The sequence below is a fragment of the Pseudomonas sp. UBA5568 genome (genome assembly GCF_002425525.1).
In the GTDB taxonomy this organism is placed as follows: Bacteria; Pseudomonadota; Gammaproteobacteria; order Pseudomonadales; family Pseudomonadaceae; genus Aquipseudomonas; species Aquipseudomonas fulva.
This window is the reverse complement of sequence record NZ_DIMK01000021.1, coordinates 92642-109079: the sequence shown is the minus strand read 5'-3', so window position 1 is coordinate 109079 and position 16438 is coordinate 92642. Positions and strand designations below refer to the sequence as shown.

Genomic DNA, 16438 nt, shown 5'->3' with positions numbered 1-16438 from the left:
CAGGGTGATCAGCGATTGATCGGCTTCGACGGTATCGCCTGCCTTGACCAGCACTTCGATGATCTTGGCCTTGCCCGACGAGCCAATGTCCGGCACGTGGATGTCCTGCACGCTGGCAGCAGCCGGGGCGGCAGCAGGCGCTGGCGCTGCTTGGGCAGCAGGCGCCGGTGCGGCCGCTTCAGCCTGTGCGGGCTTCTGCTCGGCGGCAGGTGCCTCAGGGGCCGCATCAGCAGCACCCTCGGCTTCCAGAACCAGGAGCTCGTCGCCTTCTTTCAGGCGATCGCCCAGCTTGNNCTTGACCTTCAGTTCCTTGACGATACCGGCCTTGGGCGCCGGAATCTCCATGGAGGCCTTGTCGGACTCCAGGGTCAGCAGGCTTTGATCAGCCTCGATACGATCACCGACCTTGACGAACAGCTCGATGATTTCACCTTCACCGCTGCCGATGTCAGGTACGCGAATGAGTTCGCTCACTTAAAAATACTCCTCAGCAGTCCAATGGGTTGCGCTTGTCCGGGTCGATGCCGAACTTGACGATGGCGTCAGCCACAACCTTGGGTTCGATCTCGCCACGGTCAGCCAGCGCTTCCAGGGCAGCCAGTACCACGAAGTGACGGTCTACTTCGAAGAAGTGACGCAGCTTCTTGCGGCTGTCGCTGCGACCGTAACCGTCGGTACCCAGGACCTTGAACTCTTTGCTCGGCACCCACTGGCGGATCTGCTCGGCGAACAGCTTCATGTAGTCGGTGGACGCGATGACCGGCCCCTTGCGGCCGCTCAGGCACTGCTCGACGTAGGTCTGCTGTGGCTTCTGGCCAGGCTTGAGACGGTTGGCACGTTCCACGGCCAGGCCGTCGCGACGCAGTTCGTTGAAGCTGGTGACGCTCCACACGTCGGCCCCGACGTTGAACTCTTCACGCAGAATCTTCGCCGCTTCGCGCACTTCGCGCAGGATGGTGCCCGAACCCATCAGCTGCACGTGGTGTGCGGCTTCGCGGGTGTCTTCTTCAAGCAGGTACATGCCCTTGATGATGCCTTCCTCGGCACCGGCCGGAATGGCAGGCTGCTGGTAGGACTCGTTCATCACGGTGATGTAGTAGAAGATGTCCTGTTGCTCTTCGGTCATCTTCTTCATGCCGTCCTGGATGATCACCGCCAGCTCGTAGCCGTAGGTTGGATCATAGGTGCGGCAGTTCGGGATGGTACCGGCCATCATGTGGCTGTGACCGTCCTCGTGCTGCAGGCCTTCGCCGTTGAGTGTGGTACGGCCGGCGGTGCCGCCGATCAGGAAGCCACGGGTGCGGCTGTCGCCAGCGGCCCAGGCCAGGTCGCCGATACGCTGGAAGCCGAACATCGAGTAGAAGATGTAGAACGGCAGCATCGGTTGGTTGTGGCAGCTGTAGGAAGTACCGGCAGCGATGAACGACGACATGGCGCCGGCTTCGTTGATGCCTTCCTCGAGGATCTGGCCTTTCTTGTCCTCGCGGTAGAACATCACCTGGTCCTTGTCGACCGGCTCGTAGAGCTGACCCACCGACGAGTAGATGCCCAACTGGCGGAACATGCCTTCCATGCCGAAGGTGCGGGCTTCGTCAGGGATGATGGGCACGATGCGCTGACCGATTTCCTTGTCCTTGACCAACTGCGCCAGGATGCGCACGAAGGCCATGGTGGTGGAAATTTCACGGTCGCCCGAGCCGTCCAGGATCGCCTTGAGGGTTTCCAGAGGCGGGGTCGGCACGCTGAAGCTCTTGGCGCGGCGCTGAGGCACGAAGCCGCCCAGGGCCGCACGACGCTCGGCCAGGTAACGGGCCTCGGCAGAACCTTCTTCGGGCTTGTAGAACGGCAGGTTCTCCAAGTCCGCATCCTTGACAGGGATATCGAAGCGGTCACGGAAGTGACGCAGGCTGTCGACATCGACCTTCTTGGTGTTGTGCGCGGTGTTCTTGGCTTCGCCGGCACCGGTACCGTAACCCTTGATGGTCTTGGCCAGGATGACGGTAGGCTGGTCCTTGTGGTTGACCGCCTGGTGGTAGGCTGCATAGACCTTGTACGGGTCGTGGCCGCCGCGGTTGAGCTTCCAGATCTCGTCGTCGGACAGGTCTTCGACCATGGCCTTGAGCTCTGGGGTGTTGAAGAAGTGCTCACGCACGTAGGCGCCGTCTTTGGCCTTGTAGTTCTGGTACTCGCCGTCGATGACTTCGTCCATGCGGCGTTGCAGGGCACCGTTGGTGTCCTTGGCCAGCAGCGGATCCCAGAAGCGACCCCAGACCACTTTGTTGACGTTCCAGCCACCGCCGCGGAACACGCCTTCGAGTTCCTGGATGATCTTGCCGTTGCCGCGAACCGGGCCGTCGAGGCGCTGCAGGTTGCAGTTGATGACGAAGATCAGGTTGTCCAGCTTCTCGCGGCCGGCCAGGGCGATCGCGCCCAGGGATTCTGGCTCGTCGCACTCGCCGTCGCCCATGAAGCACCAGACTTTCTGCTTGCCTGCCGGGATGAAGCCGCGCGCTTCCAGGTACTTCATGAAGCGTGCCTGGTAGATGGCCTGGATCGGGCCCAGGCCCATCGAAACGGTCGGGAACTGCCAGAAGTCAGGCATCAGCCAAGGGTGTGGGTACGAGGACAGACCGTTGCCATCGACTTCCTGGCGGAAGTTGTTCATCTGCTCTTCGCTGATGCGGCCTTCCATGAAGGCGCGGGCGTAGACGCCCGGCGAGGCGTGGCCCTGGTAGAAGACCAGGTCGCCACCGTGTTCTTCGGTCGGTGCCTGGAAGAAGTAGTTGAAACCGATATCGTACAGGGTGGCGCTGGAAGCGAAGCTGGAGATGTGTCCGCCCAAGTCCGAGTCTTTCAGGTTGGTGCGCACGACCATGGCCAGGGCGTTCCAACGCACCATCGAGCGAATGCGGCGTTCCATGAACAGGTCGCCAGGCATGCGTGCTTCGTGGGTGACAGGGATGGTGTTGCGGTATGGCGTGGTGATCGCATACGGCAGCTGGGAGCCACTGCGGGTGGCCAGCTCGCCCATACGGGTCATCAGGTAATGAGCGCGGTCTTCGCCTTCTTTGTCGAGGACCGACTCCAGGGCATCCAGCCATTCCTGGGTTTCGATTGGATCGAGGTCTTGCATGGCTTGCTCCAGGGCGGAAAGGCAACCAGAATCGATTGCCTGAGATTGCGACTGGCCTTATGGGCAGACGTCGTGAATTCTTGGATTACCGGGATCTTCGTCCGGCGCCGTGTAGTTTTACTACATTTGCTTTCGCATTTCATGCTTTTGCACGACAGGCACAGTAGTAAAACTACATTTGTGCGACGTTTGGTCGCATCCTGGCTTGTGAGGAAAAACGTTCATGTTGGTTGGCAATGTTCCACGAACGGGTAACTGTTGATGTTCCATGCCACGAATTCGAAGTTTTCAGCTATTTCCAACTTTTGTATGACAGTCCAACCGTGGTCCGGCTTTCCCTTGGCCGCCTTTCCTCATCCATTTCACGCCGATCAAGGATAGCCCATGCGCCTACCTTTGCCTCGCCAGTTGCCTGCCGTTCTTCAACCACTGACCCTGCGCAACCAACAGTTTCTGCACGAGGCGGTGGCCGCACACCCGGAACTGGACCTGGGCAGCTGGAGCGAGCAGCATGCTCGGCAGTTCGATCAGGTGGCGGCGGTCAGTGACTTCGTGCTCGCCCAGGTGCAACGTGACCCGGGGCTGCTGTTCGGCCTGATGGGCAGCGGCGAGCTGGAACGGGCCTACGGGCAGGGCGAGCTGCGCGGCCATGTGGCCAAGGTTGCCCAGGCGGCGCAAAGCGAGGACGAGCTTGCCCGTAACCTGCGTCGCGAACGCAACCGCCAGCAGGTACGCATCATCTGGCGTGACATCACCCGCCAGGCCGATCTCGGTGAGACCTGCCGCGACCTCTCCGACTTGGCCGACGCCGCCATCGATGAGGCCTACCAGTGGCTGTATCCACGCCACTGCCAGCAATTCGGCACGCCGATCGGCAACCGCAGCGGCCAGCCACAACACATGGTGGTGCTGGGCATGGGCAAGCTGGGTGCGGGGGAGCTGAACCTTTCCTCGGACATCGACTTGATCTTCGCATTCCCCGAAGGCGGCGAAACCGAAGGCGTGAAACGCTCGCTGGATAACCAGGAGTTCTTCACCCGCCTGGGGCAGCGCCTGATCAAGGCCCTGGACCCGGTCACGGTCGATGGCTTCGTGTTTCGCGTCGACATGCGCCTGCGCCCGTACGGGTCGTCCGGTGCGCTGGTGCTCAGCTTCAACGCGCTGGAGCAGTATTACCAGGACCAAGGCCGCGACTGGGAACGCTACGCCATGATCAAGGCCCGGGTAGTGGCAGGCGATCAGTCTGCCGGCGCCCAGCTGCAGGAAATGTTGCGCCCGTTCGTCTACCGACGGTACCTGGACTTCTCGGCCATCGAGGCCCTGCGCACCATGAAGCAGCTGATCCAGCAGGAAGTGCGGCGCAAGGGCATGGCGGACAACATCAAGCTGGGCGCAGGCGGCATTCGCGAAGTGGAGTTCATCGCCCAGGCCTTCCAGCTGATTCACGGCGGCCGCGACCTCAGCTTGCAGCAGCGGCCCTTGCTCAAGGTGCTGGCTACCCTGGAAGGCCAAGGCTACCTGCCCCCTGCCGTGGTCACCGAGCTGCGAGAGGGTTATGCATTCCTGCGCTACACCGAGCACGCCATCCAGGCTATCGCCGACCGCCAGACGCAAATGTTGCCGGAAAACGAAACCGATCAGGCCCGAGTCGCCTACATGCTGGGCTACGCCGACTGGCAAGCCTTCGAGGCTCAACTTGGTCAGTGGCGTGAGCGCATCGACTGGCACTTCCGGCAGGTCATCGCCGATCCCGATGAGGAGGAAAGCGAAGGCGAGTTGGTGGTCGGCGGTGAATGGTCGCCGTTGTGGGAGCAGGCCCAGGATGAAGAGGCTGCTGGCCGTCAGCTGGAGGAGGCCGGCTTCACGCTGCCAGGCGAGGCCTTGCGGCGCCTGGCGGCCCTGCGCGCCAGCCCGCAGTTACGTTCGATGCAGCGCCTTGGGCGCGAGCGGCTGGACGCCTTCATCCCGCGATTGCTGGCCCAGGCGGTCGAGCACGAGAACCCCGACCTGGTGCTCGAGCGGGTACTGCCGCTGGTCGAAGCCGTGGCCCGGCGCTCTGCCTACCTGGTCCTGCTCACCGAGAACCCCGGTGCCCTGCGCCGTCTGCTGACCCTGTGCGCCGCCAGCCCATGGATTGCCGAGCAGATCGCACGCTACCCCTTGTTGCTCGATGAGTTGCTCAATGAAGGCCGCCTGTTCAGCCCGCCACTGGCGCCGGAGTTGGCCAGCGAATTGCGCGAGCGCCTCACGCGCATTCCAGAGGATGATCTGGAGCAGCAAATGGAGGCGTTGCGTCACTTCAAGCTGGCGCACAGCTTGCGCGTGGCGGCCTCGGAAATCAGTGGCAACCTGCCGTTGATGAAAGTCAGCGACTACCTGACGTGGCTGGCCGAGGCCATCCTCGACCAAGTGCTTGCCTTGGCCTGGCGCCAGACCGTTGCCCGCCACGGTCAACCCATGGGCAGTGACGGCATCCCCTGCGACCCGGGATTCGTCATCATCGGCTATGGCAAGGTCGGTGGCCTTGAAACGGGCCATGGGTCGGACCTGGACCTGGTGTTCATCCACGATGGCGACCCTCAGGCCGAAACCGACGGTGCCAAGCCCATCGACAGTGCGCAGTTCTTCACGCGGCTAGGGCAACGCATCATTCACCTGCTGACCACCCAGACCAACTCGGGCCAGTTGTATGACGTGGACATGCGTCTGCGGCCCTCGGGTGCCGCGGGCTTGTTGGTCAGCTCGCTGGGCGCATTCGAGCGCTACCAGCAAAGCGAGGCCTGGACCTGGGAGCACCAGGCACTGGTCCGCGCGCGCGTGCTGGTGGGTTGCCCGCGGGTTGGCCAGGCGTTCGAGAAGGTGCGGGCGCAGGTGCTGGGGCAACCGCGCGACCTTGAGAAGCTGCGTATCGAAGTGAGTGAAATGCGCGCCAAGATGCGCGCCAGCCTGGGCACGAAGGCCACTGTGGCCGGCACCGCACCCAACGCCTTCGACCCGGGTATGCCCTTTGACATCAAGCAGGATGCGGGCGGTATCGTCGATATCGAATTTATGGTGCAATACGCCGCTTTGGCCTGGTCCCATGACCATACGGCCCTGGTTCGATGGACCGATAACATCCGCATTCTGGAAGAGCTGGAGCAAGTGGGGTTGATGCCTGCTGCCGACGCGGTGCTGCTGCGCGAGGTATACAAGGCGTTTCGCGCTGCCTCTCACCGCCAGGCGCTGCAGAAGCAGGCCGGGGTGATCGATGCAGCGCAGTTTGTCGATGAGCGCCGCCAGGTGCGGCGTATCTGGAGCGAGCTCGGCCTGAGCTGAACCCTGTGGCGGCGGCTCGTCAGGGTGACGATCCGCCGCGATTGGGGCGTGAAGCAGCCCCGGTGTTACACTGTCGGCCACATAGCCTGAATATAAAGAGGGGAGGCCAGGCTGAATCGCAGCCTGTCGCCTCCCCGAGCGTTTCTGGACCTAGCATGAGAATACTGATCATTGGCCCCAGCTGGGTCGGCGACATGGTGATGGCGCAGACCTTGTTCCAGTGCCTGAAACAGCAGCACCCCGACTGCGTGATCGATGTGCTGGCCCCCGAATGGAGCCGGCCAATCCTCGAGCGCATGCCCGAGGTGCGCCAGGCCTTGAGCTTCCCGCTCGGCCACGGTGCGCTGGAGCTGGCCACGCGGCGGCGCCTCGGCAAGTCGCTCAGTGGTCAGTACGACCAGGCCATCTTGTTGCCCAATTCGCTGAAATCGGCGCTGGTGCCGTTCTTTGCCGGTATCCCCAAACGCACCGGCTGGCGTGGCGAAATGCGTTTCGGTTTGCTCAACGATGTCCGCAAGCTGGACAAAGCGCGTTACCCGCTGATGATCGAGCGCTTCATGGCCCTGGCCTATGCCCCGGGCGCCGAGCTGCCAAAGCCCTACCCCCAGCCCAGCCTGCAGATCGAGCCACACAGCCGTGAGGCGGCCCTGGCCAAGTTCGGCCTGGAGCTGGACCGTCCGGTGCTGGCGCTGTGCCCAGGCGCTGAATTCGGCGAAGCCAAGCGCTGGCCGGCCGAGCACTACGCCGCCGTGGCCGATGCCATGATCCGCCAGGGGTGGCAGGTCTGGCTGTTCGGCTCGAAAAGTGATCACCCAGTGGGTGAGCAGATCCGCGAACGGCTGATCCCTGGCCTGCGCGAAGAGTCCGTGAACCTGGCCGGTGAAACCTCCCTGGCCGAGGCGATCGACCTGATGTCCTGCGCAGACGCCGTGGTCTCCAACGATTCCGGGTTGATGCATGTGGCGGCGGCGCTCAATCGCCCGCTGGTCGCCGTATACGGCTCGACATCGCCTGGCTTCACGCCGCCGCTGGCCAGCCAGGTCGAGGTGGTGCGCCTGGGCATCGAATGCAGCCCTTGTTTCGATCGCACCTGCCGCTTCGGTCACTACAACTGCCTGCGTCTGCTCGAACCCGGTCAGGTCATCGCCGCGCTGACCCGTCTGGGCGGTGCGAACATCATCGACGTGCTGACCGAGGTCGACTAAGTGCGGGTACTGATCATCAAGACGTCCTCGCTGGGCGATGTGATCCACACGCTGCCAGCGCTCACCGATGCAGCCCATGCCATACCCGGCATCCGGTTCGACTGGGTCGTCGAGGAAGGCTTTGCCGAGATACCCAGCTGGCATCCGGCGGTCGATCAGGTCATTCCGGTGGCCATCCGTCGCTGGCGCAAACACCTCTGGCAGACCGTTCGCAGCGGCGAGTGGAAGGCCTTCAAGCAGCGCCTGCGCGAACGCCAGTACGACTTGGTGATCGATGCCCAGGGCCTGGTCAAGTCGGCGTGGCTGACCCGCTACGTGAAGGCGCCGGTCGCAGGCCTGGACCGGTATTCGGCCCGTGAGGGCTGGGCCAGCCGCTTCTACGACCGACGCCTGTCGGTTGCGGTCGGCCAGCATGCCGTCGAGCGCGTGCGCCAGCTGTTCGCCATGGCGCTGGCCTATGACCTGCCCGAGGGCATCGGCCGTTACGGCCTGGACCTTGAGCGCTTGCAGTTGCCGCCGGCAGCGCCCTATGTGGTTTTCCTGCACGGGACCACCTGGACCACCAAGCACTGGCCCGAGGCCTACTGGCGCGAGCTGGCCGAGCGCATGGGCCGGCGCAGGCTGGAAGTGCGCCTGCCCTGGGGCAACCCGGCCGAGAAGGCCCGGGCCGAGCGCATCGCCCAAGGCTTGAACCATTGCCAGGTACTGCCCAAGTTGAACCTGGCCGGCGTCGCACGTGTGCTGGCCGCTGCAAAGGCCTGCGTCGCCGTCGATACCGGCCTGGGCCATTTGGCGGCAGCCCTCGATGTACCGACGCTTTCGCTGTTCGGCCCTACCAATCCGGGCCTGACCGGCGCCTATGGACGGACCCAGATCCACCAGGCCAGTGACTGGCCGTGCGCACCCTGCTTGCAGAAGAAGTGCACCTACAAACCGAGCGCCGAAGACCTGCGCCGGTACGATCTGAACCGCGAGTGGCCATTGTGTTTCACTCGCCTCAATCCCGAGCATGTAGCGAGCCGCCTGAGCGCGCTGCTGCTGGCTGAGGATGTCCGTTGATGCAACTGGCTTTCGTACTTTACAAATACTTCCCCTTTGGCGGTCTGCAGCGCGACTTCATGCGCATAGCCCTGGAGTGCCAGCAGCGCGGCCACCAGATCCGGGTCTACACACTGATCTGGGAGGGCGACATTCCGCCGGGTTTCGAAGTGCTGGTGGCGCCGGTCAAGGCGATCTTCAATCACCGGCGCAACGAGAAACTCACCGCCTGGATGCAGGCCGACCTGGCCAAGCGCCCGGTAGACCGGCTCATCGGTTTCAACAAGATGCCAGGGCTGGATGTGTACTACGCCGCCGACGGCTGCTTTGAGGACAAGGCGCAGAACCTGCGCAGCGACCTGTACCGCCGCTGGGGCCGCTATCGGCATTTCGCCGAATACGAGCGGGCGGTGTTCGCCAAGGATGCCGGCACCCAGATCCTGATGATTTCCGAGGTGCAGCAGCCGCTGTTCATCAAGCACTACGGCACCCCGGTCGAGCGTTTTCACCTGCTGCCACCGGGCATTTCCCAGGATCGTCGGGCGCCGCCCAACGCTGCTGAAATTCGCGCCGACCTGCGCAAGGAGTTCGACCTGGCCGAGGATGCGTTGCTGATCGTGCAGATCGGTTCCGGTTTCAAGACCAAGGGCGTGGACCGCAGCCTCAAGGCGTTGGCGGCATTGCCCGCGCCCTTGCGCAAGCGCACCCGGTTGCTGGTGATCGGCCAGGACGACCCTAAGGTCTTCCAGTTGCAGAGCGCGACGCTGGGCCTGGGCGACCAGGTGCAGTTTCTCAAGGGGCGCAGCGATATCCCACGCTTCCTGCTGGGCGCCGACCTGCTGATCCACCCGGCTTACAACGAGAACACAGGCACCGTGCTGCTTGAAGCCCTGGTCGCCGGGCTGCCGGTGCTGGTTTCGCACGTGTGCGGCTATGCCCACTACATCGCCGAGGCCGACTGCGGTTTGGTGCTGGACGAGCCGTTCGAGCAGGAGCAGCTTAACCGCTACCTGCAGCGTATGCTCGATGACCCCGCGGCGCGGGCCGATTGGTCGCGCAACGGCCTGGCATTTGCCGACACGGCCGACCTTTACAGCATGCCGCAGCATGCCGCCGATGTAATCCTAGGGCAGGAGGGGGCATGAAATTGATCGTGGCAGAGCCCTTCAAGCGGCTTTGGGCTGGGCGCGATGCCTTCGAGGCGGTAGAAGCGCTGCAGGGCGAAGTCTATCGGGAGCTCGAGGGGCGCCGCACCCTGCGTACGGAGGTCGCCGGCGAAGGCTTTTTCGTGAAGATCCACCGCGGCATTGGCTGGGGCGAGATCTTCAAGAACCTGCTCACGGCCAAGTTGCCGGTGTTGGGCGCCGGCCAGGAGTGGCAGGCCATCGAGCGCCTGCACCAGGTTGGCGTGCCAACCATGACGGCCGTGGCGTTCGGTGAGCGGGGCGGCAACCCGGCCACTCAGCATTCGTTCATCATCACCGAGGAACTGGCGCCGACCGTCAGCCTGGAAGACTTCAGCATCGACTGGATCAGGCAGCCGCCTGCGCCACGCCTCAAACGTGCCCTGATCACGCGCGTGGCCGAGATGACCGGTGGCATGCACCGTGCCGGCGTCAACCACCGGGACTGCTACATCTGTCACTTCCTGCTGCACACCGACCGGCCCGTGACGGCCGATGATTTCAAGTTGTCGGTGATCGACCTGCACCGCGCCCAGACCCGCCCTGCCATCAGCCGCCGCTGGCGCAACAAGGACCTGGCTGCCCTGTATTTCTCAGCCCTGGACATTGGCCTGACCCAACGCGACAAACTGCGTTTTCTGCGCAGCTACTTCCAGCGCCCGCTGCGTCAGGTCATGAAGGACGAAGCTGCACTGCTCGCCTGGCTTGAGCGCAAGGCGCAGAAACTCTACGACCGTAAACAACGCTATGGGGATGCACTCTGATGGCCAGTTGGACACTGGCGCCAGGTTACGCGCACCTGGCGAATGATTTCGGCAGCCTCGAGGCGGTATTCGCCCTTCAGGGCGAACGCCTGACCCGGGATCCGCTCAGCGAAGTGGTGCGTGTCGAGCGTGAAGGCGTCAACTATTACGTCAAGCGCTACACCGGTGCTGGCAAGCACATGCGCCGCTACCTGGGTCGCCCACGTATCAAGGCTGAATGGCAGAACCTCAAGCAGTTCGCCAAGTGGGGCATCCCCACGGCCGACGTGGTCGCCTGGGGGCTCGAACGCAATGGCCTGGCGTTCGGCCGTGGCGCAATGATCACCCGCGAGCTGCCCAACACCGAGGACCTCTCGGCACTGGCCGACCGCAACGATGCCCGCCTGGCCGATCGCGCCTGGGTGGACCACATCAGCCGCCAGCTGGCACGCCACACCCGGGTCATGCACGAGCATCGCTTCGCCCATAACGATTTGAAGTGGCGCAACCTGCTGGTCGATGACCAAGGGACGCTGTTCTTCATCGATTGCCCCACGGGTGACTTCTGGCGTGGGTTCATGTGGCGCCATCGCCTGATCAAGGACCTGGCCTGCCTGGACAAGGTCGCCAAGTACCACCTTTCGGCAACCCAGCGCCTGCGCTTTTACTTGCAGTACCGAGGCCGCGACCGGCTCAATGCCCGTGACAAGAAGCGCATTCGTCAGGTACTGGGCTTTTTCGAGGGAAGGGAATGACCGACTATATGGCCAGCGCAGACCGTGCGTTGCTCCAGCGCCATGGCCTGGACGACTTCGAGGCGCTGTGGGCGCTCGAACTCGACGCGGTGGACGAGCCCAATACCGGCCGCGGCGGATGGAGCAGCGTGTACCGCCTGGAACTCGAGGGCAAAGGGTATTACCTCAAGCGCCAGAGCGACTACCTTACCCGTAGCCTGCACAAGCCCTTTGGCGAGCCGACCTTCGCTCGCGAATTTCGCAATATCGTTCGCTATCAGAAGCTGCACATTCCTGCATTGGAGGCAGTGTTCTACGGTGAGCGCAAGCAAGGTGGCAAGCACCGGGCCCTGTTGATGACCCGCGCGCTGGACGACTGGCGCGACCTCGACAGCCAGTTGCTGCAATGGTCCGAACTCGATGCATCGGTACGCGATGGCATGCTCCAGGCCTGCGGCCAGTTGGCGCGCACGCTGCACGGTGCTGGGCAGGTACATGGTTGCTTCTACCCCAAGCACATCTTCCTGCGTAAGCGCAAAGAAGGCTGGGAGGCGCAGTTGATCGACCTGGAGAAGACCCGGCCCTTGCTCTTCGGCATGCGCGACCGCCTCAAGGACCTCGAGCCCTTGCTGCGCCGGGCACCGGTATGGAGCGACGGCGAGATACGCACATTGCTGGCAGCCTACCTCGCACAACCCATCGACAGCACGCTGGTCCAAACCTGGGTCAACCGCCTGGTACAACGCCGTCATCACAAGGAGGCTCGCTGATGCAGCTTTCCGAGCTGAAGGACACAGGGCGCAGCCCATCGCTGCCGCTTGCCATCAACCTCGCCGATGCCGCCGGTAGCGCCGAGCTGCAGTTGCTCAGTCTACTGCGCGTGCTGCCGGGCCAGCGTTATGTGGGGGCCGGGGTATGGCGTGGCAGGCCGGTACTGGCCAAATTGCTGGTGGGCAGCAATGCCGCGCGCCAGTTCCAGCGTGAGCTGCAAGGCGTGAAGCTGCTCGCCGCGCAGGGGCTGACTACGCCGGTGCTGCTCGCCGATGGCCTGGTGGAGGGTGAGGGCGGCTGGCTGTTGTTCGAGTACCTCGATGGCGCGCAAAGCCTGGCCGATGCCTGGGCGGCGGTCGAGCACCTGCCTGTGCTCGCCGACGAGCAGCAGCAGGTGCTGGGCGAGGCCCTGGCGGCTGTGGCGCAGATGCACAAGCAGGGGCTGTGGCAGGAGGACCTGCACTTGGACAACCTGCTGCGTCATGCAGGCAAGCTGTACCTGATCGATGGGGCCGGTATCAAGGCTGAAACGCCAGGCCAGCAGCTTTCTCGCCCTCGCGTGCTGGAAAACCTTGGTGTTTTCTTCGCGCAGCTACCCAAGCGCCTGGAACCGTACACCGAGGAGCTGCTGGTGCATTACCTGTTGGCCAATGCCGAGCATGCATTGCCGATGGAGGCGTTGCAGAAGCACATAGACAAGATCCGCGTCTGGCGCCAACGCGACTTCCTGAACAAGGCCGGCCGCGATTGCAGCCTGTTCAGTGTGGAGCGCAGCCTGACGAGCCTGCGGGCTGTGGTCCGTAGCGAGGCCCAGGCACTGTTGCCGGTGCTTGAGCAGGCGGATGAGCTGATCGACCGTGGGCACCTGTACAAGACTGGCGGCGCAGCCAGCGTGGCACGGGTCGAGGTGGATGGCCGCAAGCGGGTCATCAAACGCTACAACATCAAGAACACCCTCCACTGGCTCAAGCGCTTCTGGCGACCGAGCAGGGCCTGGCACTCGTGGATCGAAGGGCATCGCCTGTCGTTTCTCGACATCGCTACCCCGCGCCCGCTGGCGGTGCTGGAGCAGCGAGTACTGGGTTTGCGCACGCGCGCCTACCTGGTGACCGACTACATCGACGGCCCCGACCTCATCGAATGCTTTGCCCCCTTCGTCGAGCAGGGCGATGCGCCGGCCGAACAGGTGGAGGCCTTGGTGCAGCTCATGCAACAGCTGATCCGCGAGCGCATCAGCCACGGTGACTTCAAGGGGCACAACCTGTTCTGGGATCGGGGCCGGTGGTCGCTGATCGACCTGGACGCCATGTGCCAGCACGGTAGCCAGGGCAGCTTCGCGCCGGCTTTCGCTCGGGACCGGGCGAGGCTACTTCGCAACTGGCCGGCTGAGAGTGCCTTGTACCAACGGCTGGATCAGGTGCTGCCTACAGTGACGGCATAAGCGGCAGGCAGTGCCAGCCAGTCGCTGCTTCGCCCCGGTTGGCGCACGCGTATACGCCATTGACCGTCGTGCCAGCGCAGGATTGCCCATGCGGTGGTGGTCGCAGCGGGCTGTCCGGGTATCAGCAGATGGTAGTGATCCGCCAGCAGGTGGGCACGCACGGGCAAGGCATGGCCACCGGCGAGCAAGTAAGGTTGGCCGTCGCTTTCGTACAGTTCCTTCGCCCCTTCCAGTGGGATCCCGTCTGGGGGCGCGGGAAGCTGACAGAGCTCCAGCAATGCGTTGAGGTCTGGCAGGCCGTCGTGCCACAGCACGGGTGAGTCGACGATCCATTCACCTTCAGCGTTCCGTCTGACAGCCACCTTGCTGTAGGCATCGGTTTTCCTGGGGTCTATGGCACGCCAGCGATAACCGTCGAACGCCACCTGATAGTACCGGCCTTGCTTGTCCTGGATGTAGTAGAGGGCCAGTCCCGCACGTTCGGATGGCTTTTCATACACGCCTTCGCTATGGATGCCGTCGATTCGGTAACGCAACTTGGCGGTGTCCGGACGTACCTGGAAGGTAGGCGGTAGCATCAAGGGTGGGTTGGGAGGCATGGCGCGAATGGCGCGCCTGATCACTGTCGTGCCGCCGATGCTGTTGACCCCGTCGCTCATGTGGGTAAAAGCCTCCACCATATGCTTGAGCACGCCTACCCGATCTTTCTTTTCCAGCGCTTCAAGGCTGTCCAGCACGCTCAGCACCGCGCGGGCGAATGCCAACGGCGCCAGGCCACGTACCGGAATCACGAAGCTGAGCAAGTCGAGTATTATCCACAACGCATGCAGGCTGGCCTCGCCCAGCAGCTCCAGTTTGGTGTTAGTGCTGGCATCGACCGTCGACATGAGCGCGCGGACCTCTGCCAGATAACAGGCGTGCAAAAAATTGCCGGAGATGACCGGGCGACTCAGACGCTGAGCGAGCCCGCCCTTGGTCAGCAAGCGCTCGATGGTTTTGCGCCGGGCCAAGGGTATGCGGTCCATCACGTAGGTGCGTAGATCCGGGTTGGCGCGGAGCGATCGGATCAGCGCACGCGCATTGGCGTATTCGCGCCAAGGCCTGCGATCCGGTGCATCTGGCGCATACACCAGAAAGCGCTGCATTTGCGGTGTTTCAGGCGTGATCAGCAGTACCCCCTGTACGGTGTGCCCGGCAATCAGCAACTGCCGTACACTCAGGCGGTTCTCTTGCACCAGGGGGCGCCAGTCGCTGTCGGGGTAGTTGAGCACGGTCCTGCTCCAGCGATAGCCCTGCTCAAGCGGGTCGGGCATGAAGTGGCCGGCATAGCGGGCTTTGGCGGCTTCAGCCCGCATGCGAGCACAGTTGATTCGCGCATGTGCATCCCGTCGCCACTGGCCTTGCTCCAGATCGATCAGGTGGCTGCGTAGAAAGCGTGAATAGCTGTCGCCGACATTGAGCTCACGGACCATCTGCCGAGCCTGCGCAGGGGACAAGCCTTGAATGTTTGTCTCGTCCTTATGGTGGACTCGAGCGGTCAGCCAGTAGTCCAGGTCCAGCAAGCCCACATTCACCAACGCCAACTGATCCAGACTGTAGGTTTGCCTGACCAACTCCACGGTGTCCCCTGTCTGCGGCCGGCTAGCGATGGGTATATAGCTGCTGGGCTGAGCTGGAGGCATCACCGGGCCGGTCTGACGGGCAATGGTGACGCTGATGAATATCTGTTCGGGTGCCAGATCGAGTTGGTGGTCCAGTCTCAATCGCTCGCTGAGGCGGGCGCGGGTCCACTGCAGCAGGCTGTTGCGTTCGGTGAACTGTTCAAGCGTAGGAATGCCCGACGCTGCGGCCTGATCGATGGCCACGATCAGCTCCTGCATCGTCTGCATGATATGCGTGAGCCCTTGGGTAGAGGTCTTCTTGAGCCAGGCAGGAGCGTGCTTTTCAAGCAGCAGGCCATAACGCGTCGGCAGCGCTGCCTTGCTGGTCACCCAAGGCAGCAGGTCTGCGGCCGTTGCCAGGCGTTCGGCGAACCCAGTTTGATCCCCGGGTTGGCTGCCCCATACCGCGTTCAATCGCGCCCGCTGGGCATCGATCAAGGCCTGAATCTGGACTTCCACTAGATCGTCGGGCAGCCAGTCGTAACGCAGTCGTTGTGCGTTATGGGCGCGGTCGGCATCACCAGGCGCCAGTAGCTTGAGCATCGGCTGACTTTGCAGGGGATCATCCAGCCGCTCGCACAGCTCAAGGTGCAGGCTCTGGACATCGGCGAACGCTTCGATGCCGTGGGAGAGGCTGCATAACAAGGCTGGGCCGCCGGCCGCATCGCCCGTCATCATCTGTCCCTCGATACTGCCTTGTACAAGCAGTATGGCGCCGGGCAAGTAGGCCCGCCAGTTGGGTCTTGAGCAATCGAGCAGCAGCCGATAGAGCTGTGGGCGCTTGGACGCTTCGATGCCCTGGCGAGTCCAGGACATGGGTTGGTCAAGGCACATCTGTAATAGCGATGCTGCCAGAGGCTCCAGTGTTGCGTCAGCGATGCGCAGGTCCATTTCGGCCTGAAGCTGTTGTCGCCGAAGCGCAATGAGCCGAGCACGGCGGTTGCTGCCTGCTTCGTCCGGCAGGTTCCAGTAGTCTGCCAGCGCGCCGAAGAATTGTTGCCGGCCCGCCAGCGGTGAAAGCTGCAGGTCTGGTAAGGGCAGGGGAGCCAGTAGGGCAGTGATTTCAGCGTCGAATGACTCGAAATGTTGCAAGGGTGAGACGGATGACATGGTGCGAACTCCTTTAGAGAGATCGCGAGCCTGGGCGATATGGCAGGGGCATGCGTGCTAGCCCGCTACCGCCATCACGTAGTAAGGGCCGGCTGCCTGA

Annotated in this window: 11 protein-coding genes; 8 read left to right on the top strand and 3 right to left on the bottom strand. The window is 63.2% G+C overall.

What is annotated here, in order from left to right; translation table 11 throughout:
- Both B2S33_RS06630 and aceE read right to left on the bottom strand, forming a co-directional pair.
- On the bottom strand, positions 1-474 hold a 474-nt coding region (locus B2S33_RS06630), incomplete at its 3' end, for a biotin/lipoyl-containing protein (protein ID WP_288650080.1).
- 13 nt (positions 475-487) lie between these two features.
- Entirely contained in the window at positions 488-3133 is a 2646-nt protein-coding gene (gene aceE / locus B2S33_RS06625; protein ID WP_027913579.1) for a pyruvate dehydrogenase (acetyl-transferring), homodimeric type, read from the bottom strand.
- 384 nt (positions 3134-3517) lie between these two features.
- On the opposite strand from aceE, the gene glnE reads away from it, so the two are divergent.
- The 8 genes from glnE to B2S33_RS06585 all read left to right on the top strand — a co-directional run bounded on the left by glnE (position 3518) and on the right by B2S33_RS06585 (position 13567).
- A complete protein-coding gene (gene glnE / locus B2S33_RS06620; protein WP_280076493.1) occupies positions 3518-6451 on the top strand; it encodes a bifunctional [glutamate--ammonia ligase]-adenylyl-L-tyrosine phosphorylase/[glutamate--ammonia-ligase] adenylyltransferase in 2934 nt (977 codons plus the stop codon).
- Between the two features lie 155 nt (positions 6452-6606).
- A complete protein-coding gene (waaF, locus tag B2S33_RS06615; protein WP_027913581.1) occupies positions 6607-7656 on the top strand; it encodes a lipopolysaccharide heptosyltransferase II in 1050 nt (349 codons plus the stop codon).
- Positions 7657-8715: a lipopolysaccharide heptosyltransferase I gene (waaC, locus tag B2S33_RS06610; protein ID WP_028686647.1), complete on the top strand. Its 1059-nt coding sequence runs from the start codon at positions 7657-7659 to the stop codon at positions 8713-8715.
- Entirely contained in the window at positions 8715-9839 is a 1125-nt protein-coding gene (locus tag B2S33_RS06605) for a glycosyltransferase family 4 protein (RefSeq protein WP_028686646.1), read from the top strand. The genes waaC and B2S33_RS06605 overlap by 1 nt, the downstream gene beginning before the upstream one ends.
- On the top strand, positions 9836-10642 hold the full coding sequence (rfaP, locus tag B2S33_RS06600) for a lipopolysaccharide core heptose(I) kinase RfaP (protein WP_027913584.1): 807 nt from the start codon (positions 9836-9838) through the stop codon (positions 10640-10642). Before B2S33_RS06605 ends, rfaP begins: the two co-directional genes overlap by 4 nt.
- Positions 10642-11376 carry a lipopolysaccharide kinase InaA family protein gene (locus tag B2S33_RS06595; protein WP_027913585.1) on the top strand — a complete coding sequence of 245 codons (735 nt, stop codon included), beginning with the start codon at positions 10642-10644 and terminating at the stop codon, positions 11374-11376. Before rfaP ends, B2S33_RS06595 begins: the two co-directional genes overlap by 1 nt.
- Positions 11373-12125: a lipopolysaccharide kinase InaA family protein gene (locus tag B2S33_RS06590; protein ID WP_027913586.1), complete on the top strand. Its 753-nt coding sequence runs from the start codon at positions 11373-11375 to the stop codon at positions 12123-12125. The genes B2S33_RS06595 and B2S33_RS06590 overlap by 4 nt, the downstream gene beginning before the upstream one ends.
- Complete coding sequence (locus tag B2S33_RS06585) at positions 12125-13567, top strand: lipopolysaccharide kinase InaA family protein (protein WP_254286448.1); 1443 nt, start codon at positions 12125-12127, stop codon at positions 13565-13567. The genes B2S33_RS06590 and B2S33_RS06585 overlap by 1 nt, the downstream gene beginning before the upstream one ends.
- Here the strand turns inward: B2S33_RS06585 and B2S33_RS06580 are convergent.
- The gene (locus B2S33_RS06580) at positions 13540-16338 is read right to left on the bottom strand and encodes a dermonecrotic toxin domain-containing protein (RefSeq protein ID WP_288650077.1); all 2799 of its coding nucleotides are present in this window, start codon (positions 16336-16338) and stop codon (positions 13540-13542) included. The two genes, B2S33_RS06585 and B2S33_RS06580, sit on opposite strands and share 28 nt — an antisense overlap.
- Positions 16339-16438: the final 100 nt, after the last annotated feature.

Bases quoted from the DNA above. Each gene is read 5' to 3' on its own strand.
- aceE (WP_027913579.1), bottom strand. From the start codon at position 3,133: ATGCAAGACCTCGATCCAATCGAAACCCAGGAATGGCTGGATGCCCTG.
- glnE (WP_280076493.1), top strand. From the start codon at position 3,518: ATGCGCCTACCTTTGCCTCGCCAGTTGCCTGCCGTTCTTCAACCACTG.
- waaF (WP_027913581.1), top strand. From the start codon at position 6,607: ATGAGAATACTGATCATTGGCCCCAGCTGGGTCGGCGACATGGTGATG.
- B2S33_RS06605 (WP_028686646.1), top strand. From the start codon at position 8,715: ATGCAACTGGCTTTCGTACTTTACAAATACTTCCCCTTTGGCGGTCTG.
- rfaP (WP_027913584.1), top strand. From the start codon at position 9,836: ATGAAATTGATCGTGGCAGAGCCCTTCAAGCGGCTTTGGGCTGGGCGC.
- B2S33_RS06595 (WP_027913585.1), top strand. From the start codon at position 10,642: ATGGCCAGTTGGACACTGGCGCCAGGTTACGCGCACCTGGCGAATGAT.
- B2S33_RS06590 (WP_027913586.1), top strand. From the start codon at position 11,373: ATGACCGACTATATGGCCAGCGCAGACCGTGCGTTGCTCCAGCGCCAT.
- B2S33_RS06585 (WP_254286448.1), top strand. From the start codon at position 12,125: ATGCAGCTTTCCGAGCTGAAGGACACAGGGCGCAGCCCATCGCTGCCG.
- B2S33_RS06580 (WP_288650077.1), bottom strand. From the start codon at position 16,338: ATGTCATCCGTCTCACCCTTGCAACATTTCGAGTCATTCGACGCTGAA.